General features: G+C 57.9%; 17 protein-coding genes. 1 reads left to right on the top strand and 16 read right to left on the bottom strand.

Translation table 11 applies throughout. The annotated features are described in order from the left end of the window. Positions 1-82: 82 nt before the first annotated feature. The 14 genes from ybgF to QMK51_RS06790 all read right to left on the bottom strand — a co-directional run bounded on the left by ybgF (position 83) and on the right by QMK51_RS06790 (position 11,557). A complete protein-coding gene (gene ybgF / locus QMK51_RS06855) occupies positions 83-928 on the bottom strand; it encodes a tol-pal system protein YbgF (RefSeq protein WP_258699408.1) in 846 nt (281 codons plus the stop codon). Positions 929-934: 6 nt separating this feature from the next. Beyond that, positions 935-1,432, bottom strand: a complete 498-nt coding sequence (pal, locus tag QMK51_RS06850; protein WP_003178634.1) for a peptidoglycan-associated lipoprotein Pal — start codon at positions 1,430-1,432, stop codon at positions 935-937. A 52-nt stretch (positions 1,433-1,484) separates the two neighbouring features. After that, entirely contained in the window at positions 1,485-2,786 is a 1,302-nt protein-coding gene (gene tolB / locus QMK51_RS06845) for a Tol-Pal system beta propeller repeat protein TolB (RefSeq protein ID WP_413817513.1), read from the bottom strand. Beyond that, on the bottom strand, positions 2,783-3,862 hold the full coding sequence (gene tolA, locus QMK51_RS06840) for a cell envelope integrity protein TolA (RefSeq protein WP_320393532.1): 1,080 nt from the start codon (positions 3,860-3,862) through the stop codon (positions 2,783-2,785). The genes tolB and tolA overlap by 4 nt, the downstream gene beginning before the upstream one ends. Beyond that, positions 3,862-4,314, bottom strand: coding sequence for a protein TolR (gene tolR, locus QMK51_RS06835; protein ID WP_258700677.1), 453 nt, complete (start codon positions 4,312-4,314; stop codon positions 3,862-3,864). The genes tolA and tolR overlap by 1 nt, the downstream gene beginning before the upstream one ends. Positions 4,315-4,337: 23 nt before the next feature. Then, positions 4,338-5,033 carry a protein TolQ gene (tolQ, locus tag QMK51_RS06830; protein WP_007897030.1) on the bottom strand — a complete coding sequence of 232 codons (696 nt, stop codon included), beginning with the start codon at positions 5,031-5,033 and terminating at the stop codon, positions 4,338-4,340. Then, a complete protein-coding gene (gene ybgC, locus QMK51_RS06825; protein WP_007933231.1) occupies positions 5,023-5,490 on the bottom strand; it encodes a tol-pal system-associated acyl-CoA thioesterase in 468 nt (155 codons plus the stop codon). Before ybgC ends, tolQ begins: the two co-directional genes overlap by 11 nt. A 127-nt stretch (positions 5,491-5,617) precedes the next feature. Further along, complete coding sequence (ruvB, locus tag QMK51_RS06820; RefSeq protein WP_320393531.1) at positions 5,618-6,679, bottom strand: Holliday junction branch migration DNA helicase RuvB; 1,062 nt, start codon at positions 6,677-6,679, stop codon at positions 5,618-5,620. Next, complete coding sequence (gene ruvA / locus QMK51_RS06815; protein ID WP_038981959.1) at positions 6,680-7,294, bottom strand: Holliday junction branch migration protein RuvA; 615 nt, start codon at positions 7,292-7,294, stop codon at positions 6,680-6,682. Between the two features lie 115 nt (positions 7,295-7,409). Continuing rightward, on the bottom strand, positions 7,410-7,934 hold the full coding sequence (gene ruvC / locus QMK51_RS06810) for a crossover junction endodeoxyribonuclease RuvC (RefSeq protein ID WP_258699405.1): 525 nt from the start codon (positions 7,932-7,934) through the stop codon (positions 7,410-7,412). A 158-nt stretch (positions 7,935-8,092) separates the two neighbouring features. Then, positions 8,093-8,839, bottom strand: coding sequence for a YebC/PmpR family DNA-binding transcriptional regulator (locus QMK51_RS06805; protein ID WP_258699404.1), 747 nt, complete (start codon positions 8,837-8,839; stop codon positions 8,093-8,095). A 123-nt stretch (positions 8,840-8,962) separates the two neighbouring features. Continuing rightward, positions 8,963-10,738 (bottom strand): aspartate--tRNA ligase, encoded by a 1,776-nt coding sequence (gene aspS / locus QMK51_RS06800; protein WP_258699403.1) that lies wholly within the window; start codon positions 10,736-10,738, stop codon positions 8,963-8,965. A gap of 122 nt (positions 10,739-10,860) precedes the next feature. Next, complete coding sequence (locus QMK51_RS06795; RefSeq protein ID WP_010457489.1) at positions 10,861-11,082, bottom strand: FmdB family zinc ribbon protein; 222 nt, start codon at positions 11,080-11,082, stop codon at positions 10,861-10,863. Positions 11,083-11,218: 136 nt separating this feature from the next. Then, positions 11,219-11,557, bottom strand: a complete 339-nt coding sequence (locus QMK51_RS06790) for a ribbon-helix-helix domain-containing protein (RefSeq protein WP_320393530.1) — start codon at positions 11,555-11,557, stop codon at positions 11,219-11,221. A gap of 463 nt (positions 11,558-12,020) precedes the next feature. Here QMK51_RS06790 and QMK51_RS06785 point away from each other — a divergent pair, with 463 nt between their 5' ends. Then, on the top strand, positions 12,021-12,623 hold the full coding sequence (locus QMK51_RS06785; protein ID WP_111451443.1) for a cold-shock protein: 603 nt from the start codon (positions 12,021-12,023) through the stop codon (positions 12,621-12,623). Positions 12,624-12,694: 71 nt separating this feature from the next. Here the strand turns inward: QMK51_RS06785 and QMK51_RS06780 are convergent, their stop codons facing one another. Further along, positions 12,695-12,901 (bottom strand): SlyX family protein, encoded by a 207-nt coding sequence (locus QMK51_RS06780; protein WP_050683199.1) that lies wholly within the window; start codon positions 12,899-12,901, stop codon positions 12,695-12,697. Positions 12,902-12,904: 3 nt separating this feature from the next. Continuing rightward, a complete protein-coding gene (locus QMK51_RS06775) occupies positions 12,905-13,330 on the bottom strand; it encodes an HIT domain-containing protein (RefSeq protein ID WP_320394487.1) in 426 nt (141 codons plus the stop codon). Positions 13,331-13,790 lie beyond the last annotated feature (460 nt).

The following is a 13,790-nucleotide window of genomic DNA, read 5'->3' as shown; positions in this document are numbered from 1 at the left end:
AAGCGTGTTTCATAAAAAGGGCATGAATTCTAACGAAAAAACCCGCGACAAGCGCGGGTTTCTTCAAAACGGTCAAACAGGCTTACATACGCTGCAAGTCGCGTTGCGCCAGCTGAGCGGCGGAAGTGCCCGGATATTGGGACACGACCTGTTGCAGAATACCTTTGACCCGGTCGGTATGACCGAGACGGCGCTCTACATCAGCGAGCTTGTACAGCGAATCAGGCACTTTGGGGTGCTTGGGGTACAGCTGCGAAACCTTGGCGAATGCCTGACCTGCACCTTGCAGATCGCCTTTGGCCAGGTTCACTTCACCCAACCAGTACTGGGCATTGCCCGCGTATTGGCTGTTGGGGTATTTGCGCAGGAATGCGGAGAAAGCCTGGCTGGCCTTGTCGAAATCCTTGGCTTTGATCAGGTCGAAGGCTGCATCGTAATACAGTTTTTCCTTCGCAGGGTCAGCCGGCTCACCACCTGCGGCCGGAGCTGGGGCTTGAGCGGCTACCGCTCCCGCACCTGCGCCGGCTGCCGCACCGGGGGCATTCAAATTGCCACCGGCGGAAGAATTATCAGGAGTCGCGGCTGGTGCAACGCCGGTTCCTATGCGCCGATCAAGATCCTGATATCGCTCCAGGTTCTCTTGCTTCATGCGCGCTACATCATTTTGCAGAACTTCGATGATGCCTTGTTGGCGCGAGATCTGCTCCTGCATCGATTGCAGTTGGTTGAACAGCTCGCCCTGTGCCGAGACAGGGGCCGAAACCCCTCCCCCGGCATAGGCGCCGTTCGTACCGTAACCTGCAGGCGGATAACTGCTCCCGCTATTGTTATAACCGGAGTTGTCCTCGACCACAGGAACCGCAGCCCACACCGCAAGCGGTGCGAGGCTGAGAGCCAGAACAGTTACAGCACGACGGCACGTTCGCATGACGAATTACTTACGCAGTTCGACGCGACGGTTTTGAGCCCAGGACTGCTCGTCGTTGCCGGTAGCAACTGGACGCTCTTCGCCGTAGGAAACCAGTTCCAGCTGAGCTGGGGATACACCTTGCAGTACCAGGTAGCGCTGAACGGCTTTCGCACGACGCTCGCCCAGTGCCATGTTGTACTCACGAGTACCACGTTCGTCGGTGTTGCCTTCCAGAACAACGCGAGCGCCGTTTGCTTTCAGGTCTTTGGCGTGAACGTCCAGAGCGCGCATGGCTTCTGGCTTCAGGTCCGAGCTGTCGTATTCGAAGTAGAAGGTGGTGATTGCGCGCAGAGCAGCTTCTTCGCTCAGGGAGCCGTCAACAGCACCAGTGTTAGCGCCGTAACCAGCGTTTGGATCAACAGCGCCTTCACCGGCGTTGTCGCCGCCTTTGGACGAGCAACCTACAGCTACAGCCATGGCCAGAGCCAGCGCAGCAAATTTACCAAACTTCAGCATTTCCATCGTGAAACTCCTAATGAACCCCAGTGTGTTAAGTACAACGTGTAGCGCCGCGTCAGTTCAGGTAAGGGGACCAGGACGGTTCTCTGACTTCGCCTTGTGCGGTAGGAAGCGGGAGCCTCACGCGTCCATTAATGGACACGAGCATCAAGACTCCCCGGCCCTGCTGGCGGGTGGCGTAGATTACCATGGTGCCGTTGGGCGCAACAGTAGGTGACTCGTCCAGAGTGCTATCAGTGAGGATCTTTACACTACCTCGCTGCAAATCCTGGGCCGCCACCTTGAAATTGGTGAAACCATCCTGGCGGTGAATCATCACCAGGGTCTTTTCATCGGCCGACAGTTTAGGGTTGGCGTTGTAGTTACCGATGAAGGTCACACGCTCCGCACCACCACCGCCTGCGCTGGTTTTGTAGATCTGTGGCTTGCCGCCTCGGTCGGAGGTGAAGTAGATGGTTGAACCATCCTTGCCCCAGAACGGTTCGGTGTTGATGCCAGGACCATTGGTGACGCGGGTGATCTGACGCGAACCCAAGTTCATCACGTAGATGTCCGGGTTGCCGTCTTTCGACAACACGAATGCCAGACGATTGCCATCCGGCGACCAGGCTGGCGCACCGTTCAGGCCTTCGAAGTTGGTGATCTGCTCACGGCGACCGGTGTCGATGTTCTGCATGAAAATGCGCGGACGCTTCTGCTCGAACGACACGTAGGCAATGCGCTTGCCATCCGGTGCAAAACGCGGCGACAGGATCGGCTCACGCGATTGCAGCAGCGTCACGGCACGGGCACCGTCATAGTCCGAACGTTGCAGTGTGTAGCGAGTGTTCTTCTCGGAGAAACGCTCGGCCGTCACGTACAGCAGACGTGTCGAGAACGCACCTTTGATACCGGTGAGCTTTTCGAACGACTGGTCGGAGATGTAGTGCGCCATGTCGCGCAGTTGCTCGACGCTACCCGAGACACTGCCGTCCGCTACTTTCTGTTCGGTCGCGACGTTGAACAGCGAGTATTGCACCTGCAGGCGTCCGCCCGCCGGAACAATGCTGCCGACCATGACGTACTGGGCACCCACCGCCTTGAAGTCACGGAAGATGATTTCGCTGGCCTGGCTTGGCTGGCTGATCATGTTCTGTTTCGGAATCGGCGAGTAGTAACCCGAGTTGCGCAGGTCGTTACCGATAATTTCAGCCATGTCGTCCGGCAGCACGCTGCCGCCCTGGAAGCCGAACGGCACTACTGCGATCGGAGTGGCCCGATCACTGCCGCTGGTGACCAGAATGTTTTTTTCATCGGCTGCCGCTATCCCTGCCAGGCAGCAGATAACGACAAGCATTCCTCGAAGAAGGTTTCTCACAAGGCTAGATCCTCAGGTGTGAATGTCATCTTGAATGAACGATACGGAGCGAAATCACTCGGCTTCATTCCCTGCATTTCTGTCAAACGTCCAATGTTCTTGACCGCCGCTACAGCGGAAGCGTCAAACGGACCATCGCCACTGGACTTGGCCACGCCGACCGAAGTCACCGTACCGTCCGGCAACATGCCGATTTGCAACACGACCGTCATGCCTTTGCGTGCCGAAGGTGGACGAGCCCAGCCTTCCGCCGCACGAGCACGAATCAGATCATCGAAACTGCCGGCGACTTCGTCACCCTGCTCATCGGCCAAGGCCTGCTGGCGCTGCGGCGTGTCGGAAAGCAAATCTGCCAGGGCCTGGGCCTTTTTGTCTTCGGCGGATTTACGTGCCGCTTCCTGCGATTTTTTCTTCGCGGCATCGGCAGCAGCTTTCTTCTTCGCTTCGTCGGCGATTTTCTTCTTCGCCTCTTCAGCTTCAGCTTTCTTCTTGGCGTCTTCCGCGGCTTTCTTCTTCGCGTCTTCGACGATCTTTTTCTTCGCTTCTTCAGCGGCCGCTTTCTTGGCCTCTTCTTCAGCGGCTTTCTTGGCTTCTTCTTCGGCTTTCTTCTTGGCTATATCAGCCAATTGTTTCTCTTCGGCCTTTTTGGCTTCGGCGGTCTTCTTCGCTTCGTCGGCTTTCTTGGCTTCATCAGCCTTTTTCGCCTCTTCCGCTTTCTTCGACTCGTCGGCCTTCTTGGCTTCCTCGGCCTTTTGAGCCGCTTCTTCTTTCTTTTGTTCCGCAGCCTTCACCGCTTCCTGCTCGACCTTCTTCTGTTCCATCTGTTCGACTTCGGTCTGGCGCGCAGCAGATTTCTGCGCCTCACCCGCAATCTTCTGATTGGTCTGGGTGGTCGCCCGACTTTTCGATTTCAGCTGGTACAGGGTTGCCTGGACAATCGGCTTGGCCGGCGGCAATTCCGGTGTGAAGGCGAAACTGACGAACAGCATGCCGAAAACCAGCACGTGCAAGACAATCGCCCAGACACTAGGCCAGAAGTAGCTTTCCGAGGCGGACGGCTCTCGCATTTGCTGCATCAGGGTGCCTCGGTAATCAAGCCAACATTACCGACCCCGGCTTTCTGCAACCCGCCCATGGCGCCCATGACGGAGCCATAGTCGACGGTCTTGTCACCGCGAATGAACACCTGCGTGCGCTTACCGTTACCATTGCCGGCGTCGATGATCTTTTTCACGGCTTCGGTCATTTGCGGCAAGGTCATGGCCTTGTCCTGCTGCTTATCGGTGTCGACTTCGCTGCCAAGGTTCCAGTAGTAGGTCTTGTCAGCCTTGATCGAAATGGTCAGGACCTGAGTGTTGTTGTCCTGCGGCAAGGCTTCGCTGGAAACCTTGGGCAGATCAACTTTCACGCCCTGATTGAGCATCGGCGCGGTCACCATGAAGATGACCAGCAGTACCAACATCACGTCGATGTAAGGCACCACGTTCATCTCGGCAACCGGCTTGCGCTTTTTGCGAGCTCGAGCGATTAAAGCCATTGGAAATTACCTGCTTATTCTTCGCTGGTGTGCACTTTGCGGTGCAGGATCGCCTGGAATTCATCGGCGAAGGTGTAGTAACGGCCCAGCAGGGTTTCGCTGCGGGCAGCAAAACGGTTGTACGCGATAACGGCCGGGATCGCGGCGAACAGACCGATCGCGGTAGCAATCAGTGCTTCGGCAATACCAGGGGCCACAGTGGCCAGGGTCGCTTGCTGGGCGGTCGCCAGACCGCGGAAGGAGTTCATGATGCCCCAGACCGTACCGAACAGACCGATGTACGGGCTGACGGAACCGACGGTGGCGAGGAACGGCAGGCTCTGCTCGAGCTTTTCTTCCTCGCGGGAGATCGCCACGCGCATGGCACGCGCCACGCCTTCCATGACCGCTTCCGGGTCAACGCCTGACTGCTGACGCAGACGGGAGAATTCCTTGAAGCCGGCACGGAAGATCTGCTCGACGCCGGAATCCGGATCAGGATTGCTGCCGGCCTGACGGTAGAGTTTGGACAGGTCGATACCCGACCAGAAGCGCTCTTCAAAGCTCTCCAGGGCACGTCGACCGGCGCGCAGCAAGTTGCTGCGCTGAAAGATCATGATCCATGAGGTCACCGATGCGGCTACCAGGATCAGCATTACCAGTTGCACCACGATACTGGCATTGCTGACCAGGCTCCACATGGAGGAATGGTCGACGACGTTAGCTTCCACGCTTTATCTCCTGCTTTGAGTGTGTACCCGCGCCGCTCACGTCGGCAAAGGCCGCACGTAGAGCTTCGGGAATGGCCCGGGGTTTCAAACTGTTAGTGCGCACACAGGCCACCAGAAACTGCCCTTCGCAGAGCAGCACATTATCCGTAGCCCGCCTGACCTGCTGTTTAAAGCGCAGGCTGACCCGGTTCAACTCAATTACCTCAGCGCTTACCAGCAGCTCGTCGTCCAGTCGCGCCGGCGCGTGGTAACGCGCTTCGCTGGAATGCACGACGAACAACAGGTCCTCCCCTGCCAGCGCCGACTGGGCAAAGCCCAGCTCCCGGAGCCGCTCGGTTCGAGCCCGTTCCATAAACTTGAGGTAATTGACGTAATACACGATGCCGCCGGCATCGGTGTCCTCGTAATAAACGCGACAACGATGTGCGAACGGCTCAAGCCCGTTTTGCGCGCGCATACTCTAGTGCTTACTCCTCAGGTTGCCAATCCGGCCAGGCAACTGTTTTTCATTGAATCGCGGCTTTCTGGCGAAAGAACGGTCCTGTGACCGCACATTGCCTGAAAAAATCTGCACGCAAAGGTGATTAATCGTCCACGGCATCGAGGAACTCGTCTACTACGGGCATCTCGCCTAATCGTGACGGGATGTTTAAACCGAAATGCAGATACGCATACCGGGTCACCACCCGCCCCCGCGGTGTGCGCATGATGTAGCCCTGCTGGATCAGGTACGGCTCCAGCACGTCTTCAATGGTGTGGCGTTCTTCGCTGATCGCAGCGGCCAGACTGTCCACCCCCACCGGCCCACCGTCGAACTTCTCGATCATGGTCAACAGCAGGCGTCGGTCCTGATGATCGAAGCCACGCTCGTCGACATCCAGCAAATTCAAGGCCAGGTCGGCGATCGGTTTGGTGATGTGGCCTTTGGCACGGACCTCGGCGAAATCCCGGACCCGGCGTAGCAAGCGGTTGGCAATCCGCGGCGTGCCACGGGCACGGCGGGCGATTTCAAAGGAGCCTTCCGGGTCCAGCGGCAAACCGAGAATGTTCGCCGAACGGCTGACAATCGTCGCCAGGTCGGCGGTACTGTAGAACTCCAGGCGCTGAACAATCCCGAAACGGTCGCGCAACGGGTTGGTCAGCATACCGGCACGGGTGGTAGCGCCGACCAGCGTAAATGGCGGCAGATCGAGCTTGATCGAGCGCGCGGCCGGCCCTTCGCCGATCATGATGTCGAGCTGGAAATCTTCCATGGCCGGGTACAGCACCTCTTCGACAATCGGCGACAACCGATGGATCTCGTCGATGAACAGCACGTCATGGGGCTCAAGATTGGTCAGCAACGCAGCCAGATCACCAGGACGCTCGAGGACCGGCCCCGAGGTGCTTTTGATCGACACGCCCATTTCCTGGGCAATGATGTTGGCCAGGGTGGTTTTACCCAGACCCGGCGGCCCGAAAATCAGGGTGTGATCCAGCGATTCATTGCGCCCACGCGCGGCCTGGATGAACAACTCCATTTGCTCGCGAACGGTCGGCTGGCCAATGTATTCGGCCAGGCTGACGGGACGAATCGCCCGGTCCTGGACTTCTTCGCGCTCACGGGGGCCACCCGTAGCGGCGATCAGACGATCAGCTTCAATCACTTAGATCATTCCCTTAAGGGCGCGACGAATCATGTCTTCACTGCTCAAACCTTTCTCCTTGATCGCGGAAATCGCCTTGCTGGCCTCCTGCGGCTTGTAGCCCAGGGAAATCAGCGCGCTGACTGCGTCATTTTCGGCGGTGGCAACTGGAGGCGCATCTGGCCCACCCGGCTGGTTTGGCACCAATGCGAACATCGCCGGCACGGTTTCCCACGCCTTGAAGCGGTCTTTGAGTTCCACCAGCAAACGCTCGGCGGTCTTCTTGCCCACTCCAGGTACTTTGGTCAACGCCGAAGTGTCCTGGGACTGCACGCAACGAACCAGCTCGTCGACTTCCAGGCTCGACATCAAGGCCAGTGCCAGTTTCGGCCCCACACCATTGAGACGGATCAGTTCGCGAAAAAAGTCTCGCTCACGCTTGCCGAAGAAGCCATAGAGTAACTGCGCGTCTTCGCGTACGACCAAATGGGTGTGCAAGGTCAGCGGCTCACCGACCGACGGCAAGCGATAAAGGGTGGTCATGGGCACTTCCAGCTCATATCCCAGACCGTTTACATCCAGAATCAGGTGCGGCGGCTGTTTCTCAGCCAAAGTGCCGCGCAAGCGTCCAATCACGTTTCAGATCCTTGAGCGTTGGCCAGATCAGTGCTGGCGACTGACAGAACAAGGGTTTTGCGCCGACAACACAGGCGCAAAACCCTCATTCCAGAAAAAATGATTGCTGATGCTATCAGAGACGCAGGCGCCCGCCACGACTGCGTGCCGTGCCCAGACCATGAGGCAACAGACTGGAGCGGGTGTGAGCGTGGCAAATCGCGATGGCGAGGGCATCCGAGGCATCGATTTGCGGCTTGCTCGTCAGTTTCAGCATGTGCATGACCATCATCTGCACCTGTTCTTTGTTTGCCGAGCCAGTACCGGTCACGGCTTGCTTGACTTGGGTGGCGGTGTATTCGGCAATTTCCAGGCTTTCCTCGGCACCGGCCACGATGGCTGCGCCACGGGCCTGACCCAGCTTGAGGGCCGAGTCGGCGTTGCGGGCCATGAAGACTTTTTCGATGCCCATGGTTACCGGGCCGTAGGTCTGAATGACTTCACGCACGCCGCGATAGACGATTTGCAGGCGCTCGTGCAACTCGCCGGAGCCGGTGCGAATACAGCCCGACGCCACGTACACGCAGCCACGCCCGGTATCACGAACCACGCCATAACCGGTGATACGCGAACCGGGGTCGATTCCAAGAATTAAAGTCATAACGCCTGCGGGTTAGGTAAGAGCACGATATTCAATACAGCGAATAACAAATGTGGGAGCTGGCTTGCCTGCGATGGCGTAGGCACATCAAACAATGATGTAGCCTGACACGCCGCCATCGCAGGCAAGCCAGCTCCCACACTGAATCTTAGTCGCCCTTATCCGAGCTGTGCGGCCACCGACTCTGGAATGTCGGCGTTGGAATACACGTTTTGCACGTCATCCAGGTCTTCAAGCATGTCGATCAGCTTCAGGACCTTCTCGGCGCCTTCCAGGTCCAGTTCGGCACTGGTGGTCGGCAGCATGACGATTTCCGCATCGCTGCCCTTGAAGCCTGCGGCCTCCAAGGCGTTGCGCACGGAATAGAAGCCGGCGAACGAGGTGAACACGTCGATTGAGCCGTCTTCGTTGGTCACCACGTCATCGGCGTCGGCTTCCATGGCCGCTTCCATCAGCGCGTCCTCATCAACCCCAGGCGCGAAGGAAATCTGCCCTTTGCGCTCAAACAGATAAGCCACCGAACCGTCGGTGCCAAGGTTGCCGCCGCATTTACTGAACGCGTGACGAACAGCGGCTGCGGTGCGGTTACGGTTGTCGGTCATGCATTCGACCATCACCGCCACGCCGCCCGGGCCATAGCCTTCGTAGGTCAGCTCGACCATGTCATCGGTATCGGCAGCGCCGGCACCACGGGCCACCGCGCGGTCGATGATGTCGCGACTCATGTTCGCGCCCAGCGCTTTATCCAGCGCCAGACGCAAACGCGGATTGGAGCCTGGATCGCCGCCGCCCTGACGGGCAGCAACCGTCAGCTCACGAATCCACTTGGTGAAAATCTTGCCCTTCTTGGCATCCTGACGTTCTTTGCGGTGCTTGATGTTCGCCCACTTGGAATGACCCGCCATAACTCGCTCCGAATTATCTTTGACACATTGCCCGCCACGCCATGATGCGCCAGCCGGCAAATAAAAATCTCGACCTGTCTATAAAGAAAGGGCGCATCCGAAGATGCGCCCGCAAGGTCAGCCTTACTCAGCTTTAGGCGTTTCGCGCAGACGAATGTGCAGTTCGCGCAATGCCTTGGCATCCACCAGCCCCGGTGCCTGAGTCATGACGCAGGCAGCGCTCTGGGTTTTCGGGAAGGCGATCACTTCACGGATCGACTGGGCGCCGGTCATCAGCATCACCAGACGGTCCAGACCGAAGGCCAGACCACCGTGCGGCGGCGCGCCGTATTTCAGGGCGTCGAGCAGGAAGCCGAACTTCTCTTCCTGTTCCGCTTCGCTGATACCCAGCAGACGGAACACCGACTGTTGCATTTCCTTGCGGTGGATACGGATCGAACCGCCACCCAGCTCGGTACCGTTCAATACCATGTCGTAGGCACGGGACAGCGCGGTCGCCGGGCTGGCTTCCAGTTCTTGCGGGGTGCACTTCGGCGCGGTGAACGGGTGGTGCAACGCGGTGAAGCTGCCGTCGTCGTTCTCTTCGAACATCGGGAAGTCGACGACCCACATCGGTGCCCACTCGCAGGTCAGCAGGTTCAGATCGTGACCGACCTTGATCCGCAGCGCGCCCAGGGCTTCGCTGACGATCTTGGCCTTGTCGGCACCGAAGAACACGATGTCGCCATCAACTGCACCGACGCGATCGAGGATCACGTTGAGGTTAGCCTCAGGGATGTTCTTGACGATTGGCGACTGCAGACCTTCGACGCCTTTGGCGCGCTCGTTGACCTTGATGTACGCCAGGCCCTTGGCACCGTAGATGCCGACGAACTTGGTGTAGTCGTCGATCTGCTTGCGCGGCATGCTCGCCGCGCCTGGAACGCGCAGAGCGGCAACGCGGCATTTCGGGTCGTTGGCAGGGCCGCTGAACACCTTGAAGTCGACTTCTTTCAGTTGATCGGCAACGTCAACCAGTTCCAGCGGGTTACGCAGGTCCGGCTTGTCGGAACCGTAACGACGCATGGCCTCTTCGAAGGTCATGTGCGGGAAGTCGCCGAACTCCAGGTCCAGCACTTCCTTGAACAGGTTGCGGATCATTTGTTCGGTGATGCCCATGATCTCTTTTTCATCGAGGAAGCTGGTCTCGATGTCGATCTGGGTGAATTCCGGCTGACGGTCGGCGCGCAGATCTTCGTCGCGGAAGCACTTGGCGATCTGGTAGTAACGGTCGAAGCCGGCGACCATCAGCAGCTGCTTGAACAGCTGTGGCGATTGCGGCAAGGCGAAGAAGCTACCTGCGTGAGTACGGCTCGGCACCAGGTAGTCGCGTGCGCCTTCTGGCGTGGCGCGGGTCAGAATCGGCGTCTCGACATCGAGGAAACCGTTCTCGTCCAGGAAGCGACGGATGCTGGTGGTCATGCGCGAACGCAAACGCAGCTTCTCGAGCATTTCCGGGCGACGCAGGTCGAGGAAGCGATAACGCAGGCGGGTTTCTTCGCCGACGTCGGAGAACTCGTTGAGCGGGAACGGCGGGGTTTCCGCTTCGTTCAATACTTCCAGCTCGTAGCCCAGCACTTCGATCATGCCCGACGCCATGTTGGCGTTGGTGGCACCGGCCGGACGCAGGCGCACCTTGCCGGTGATCTTGACCACGTATTCGCTGCGCACGCGGTCGGCGGCGGCGAAGGACTCAGCGCGGTCCGGGTCGAACACCACCTGGGCCAGACCGTCACGATCACGGATATCGAGGAAAATCACCCCACCGTGGTCACGGCGACGGTGAACCCATCCGCAAAGGGTAATTTCCTGGCCTTCCAGGCTTTCGTTCAGTTGGCCGCAATAATGGCTGCGCATCATGGTAGTGGTTTCACTTCTCGTAATTCGAAATTCGGTTGGAGGTCTTGCCGCACCCCCACACTTGAATAAGGTGCCAGATGATGCAAGAGCTCGCGCGTGTCGTTCAGCCCGGGCGCTAGACCCTAGTCAGCTTTGTCGCCACCGGCCAGATTTTTCTTGGAACCGGTCTTGAAGTCGGTTTCGTACCAGCCGGTGCCGCTGAGGCGGAAGCCCGGCATGGACAGCATCTTTTTAAGCTCTGGCGCCTGGCAGGCAGGGCAGTCGACCAGCGGTGCTGCGCTGATCTTTTGAATGGCTTCCAACTGATGACCACAGGAAGCACATTGATAGTCGTACATCGGCATGGGGGTTGTCTCGGCGATCAGATTGCTACCGCGCATGCTGGGCTTTGCGGCAAAGGGCGGGATTATATCCATTAAATGCAGCCTGTGCAGCCGTTAGACTGCACAGACCGACACTCGACACCTTTCATCGCCATCGCTAAGCCATGACGAGGCAACCGCCCTCCTTCAGGCTGTGCACGACGCAGACAACCCGCACCAGCCCGGTGAAGTTCTTCACCCCGCCATGGCGCAAATGCACTTCGCGATCCACATGGGATAGCAGTGCACTGACCGAGCAGCAATTGACCTTGGCCATGTCGCCCAAAATATCCCAATAGACCTGTTCAAGCCGCAAACAGGTCGCAAAGCCATTCAAACGCACTGATCGGGATAATGGCTGGGCCAGCCCCATATCGAACTCGCTGACAAATGAATCAATCCTTACCTCCTTGAGTGGACCGATCCTCCCCTCGTTTCGCCTGTCTTCATGAACCATACCGTTGACACTCCTTTGCCATCCTTGCTGCTTGATAAGGGCCCTATTCCGTTTCCTTATAAAAGCGCAGGCGCTCAGGCATATCCAGATGACTTTATGACCATCAACGTAGGATAAGCCAACAACAGTGGAGCGATCATTGAGCACGTCCTAGGCCGGACAATTTCCCACGAAAACTGGCGCAACATCACTCAACGAAAAGGCAAAGATCCGAAAAGCACAGCGCGCGAACAACACTCAGCAGGCGCCATCCGCACATTGGCCAGTGAAAGCACCACTGGACTGCCTGATTTGAGTAGCCGCAGGCTTTGCTGTTAAATAGGCAGTGTGTCGCTACCGCCTATTTTTCGGGGGCTGCGCATAGGCTGATAGCAGGTACGTGTCCAACGCCTCTTATTGTTCTGAAGCGAACCGTGCTCAATCAGCTCTTCCTTGTGATCCGTCTTAACGTGAGTTAATCAAAATGTTGAAAATCGTCCACCTGCTAATGGGCGCAGCAGCCCTGCTGCTGTCCTTCATCCCTAGCCTGCGATCCGAAGCGGTACCTTACCTGCAACAACCCGATGCGCTGTACCTGGCCTTTTTCGGCCTGCTCAACCTCACCCTCGCGCCTGTTATCCCTTACTGGAACAAAGGCCCGCGTCATCAACTGCAAAACCTGGTCAGCGCCTTGCTGGTTCTGGCTGTGGTGCTGCAAACCCTGACGCTGATCGCACCGATGCCTGTCATCGCCGGTCAACCCGCCGTTCTGTTCAGCCTGGTCGCTGCCCTGATCGCCGTTCTTCTGCACCTGGCCATCAGCTTCTACAAATCTTCACCGGCCGCCGCCTCGCCAAGCTATGACATGAGCAACCGCGATACTGGCACCGTCAAATGGTTTAACACCTCCAAAGGCTTCGGCTTTATTTCCCGTGACTCCGGCGATGATATTTTCGTGCACTTCCGGGCGATTCGCGGTGAAGGCCACCGCGTTCTGGTCGAAGGCCAGCGCGTGGAGTTCTCTGTCATGAATCGTGACAAAGGCCTGCAAGCCGAAGATGTGATCGCCGCACTGCCGCGTCGCTGACTCAAGGCTAAAAAAAACCGCGAACAGCCCAGGCTGTTCGCGGTTTTTTATTGCCCGTCTGTTGGTCACACTCAGTAATGCGGCGGTGGCGCCTCTTCTTCGAAGGACTCGAACTGACCGGCCATTTCCTCTTGCCGCTTGAGCAATGCGGCCATTTGCAGCTGCAGGCGCTCCACTGCGCGCTGCTGCGTCGCCAGCACATCACTCAATGCCTGGATGGTGTCATCCTGAAACGCCAACTGGCTTTCCAGATCGGTAACGCGCTCTTCCAGGCTCATGACTCAACCCTCCAGAAACGTGAAATCATCGGTCAACACCAGACGCAGTCGTTCACGAATCGTCGCGATCTGCTCTGGACTGTAGGGTTTGGCGGGATGCTTGCCCCAGACCGGAGCTGGCCAGGCGGCGTCCTCACGCTTGCGCACAATCACATGCATGTGCAACTGACTGACGACGTTACCCAGGGCCGCAACGTTCAACTTGTCCGCGTCGAACGAGTCCTTGAGCATTTCCGCCAGCGCGGTCGTTTCCTGCCACAGCTGCTGTTGATCTGCGACATCCAGCTGAAATATCTCACTGATATCCTCGCGGCGTGGCACGAGGATGAACCAGGGATAGTTCGAATCATTGGACAACAGCAACCGGCAGAGTGGGAAATCGCCGATCGGTAACGTGTCTTGTTGAAGTCGTGAATCTAAAACGAACACTGTGTGTACTCCCGCCTGGTCATCATTTTTCAGCTTAGCGCTCATCCGGACAGGCTGCGCACCAAGCGACAGGACGGCAGCATACCTGCGAATGTCACGCGCTTCACGACGAACCGCGGCCATCCCCCTCCTGGGCGACGCCCCGACATGAGACATTTTGATCCAGGCCGCACCACCACAGCACCGGCAGACACACAAAAAACCCTGAAATGACCGATAAACAACGCGCCGTTCAGATCCACCGCAACGCGACATTGTGTGAATTCGGTACAGCAATTGAAATTTTTTGCACCAAAACCGCACAACGCGTCTACGCTCAGTGCGTCAGCATCCGCTAACTACTCACTGACGGGGTGAACCGGTAACGTTTTTGATTGTCGCGTCACGGGTTCGATGTGGTAAACACGTTGCAAAGCATGGCGTCAAGCCCACAGAAAACGAGCTTGAACCCCCCGGTTTT

Source organism: Pseudomonas sp. P9_31, assembly GCF_034008235.1.
GTDB lineage: Bacteria > Pseudomonadota > Gammaproteobacteria > Pseudomonadales > Pseudomonadaceae > Aquipseudomonas.
The sequence above is the reverse complement of the archived record's forward strand: the minus strand, read 5'-3'. Positions and strand labels throughout refer to the sequence as shown.

What these genes read in the sequence shown, in the direction of transcription:
- QMK51_RS06805 (WP_258699404.1), bottom strand. Translation starts at nt 8,839, where the DNA reads ATGGCGGGTCATTCCAAGTGGGCGAACATCAAGCACCGCAAAGAACGT.
- pal (WP_003178634.1), bottom strand. Translation starts at nt 1,432, where the DNA reads ATGGAAATGCTGAAGTTTGGTAAATTTGCTGCGCTGGCTCTGGCCATG.
- tolA (WP_320393532.1), bottom strand. Translation starts at nt 3,862, where the DNA reads ATGCAGCAAATGCGAGAGCCGTCCGCCTCGGAAAGCTACTTCTGGCCT.
- QMK51_RS06785 (WP_111451443.1), top strand. Translation starts at nt 12,021, where the DNA reads ATGTTGAAAATCGTCCACCTGCTAATGGGCGCAGCAGCCCTGCTGCTG.
- QMK51_RS06790 (WP_320393530.1), bottom strand. Translation starts at nt 11,557, where the DNA reads ATGGTTCATGAAGACAGGCGAAACGAGGGGAGGATCGGTCCACTCAAG.
- aspS (WP_258699403.1), bottom strand. Translation starts at nt 10,738, where the DNA reads ATGATGCGCAGCCATTATTGCGGCCAACTGAACGAAAGCCTGGAAGGC.
- QMK51_RS06780 (WP_050683199.1), bottom strand. Translation starts at nt 12,901, where the DNA reads ATGAGCCTGGAAGAGCGCGTTACCGATCTGGAAAGCCAGTTGGCGTTT.
- ruvC (WP_258699405.1), bottom strand. Translation starts at nt 7,934, where the DNA reads ATGACTTTAATTCTTGGAATCGACCCCGGTTCGCGTATCACCGGTTAT.
- ybgC (WP_007933231.1), bottom strand. Translation starts at nt 5,490, where the DNA reads ATGCGCGCGCAAAACGGGCTTGAGCCGTTCGCACATCGTTGTCGCGTT.
- ybgF (WP_258699408.1), bottom strand. Translation starts at nt 928, where the DNA reads ATGCGAACGTGCCGTCGTGCTGTAACTGTTCTGGCTCTCAGCCTCGCA.
- QMK51_RS06795 (WP_010457489.1), bottom strand. Translation starts at nt 11,082, where the DNA reads ATGCCGATGTACGACTATCAATGTGCTTCCTGTGGTCATCAGTTGGAA.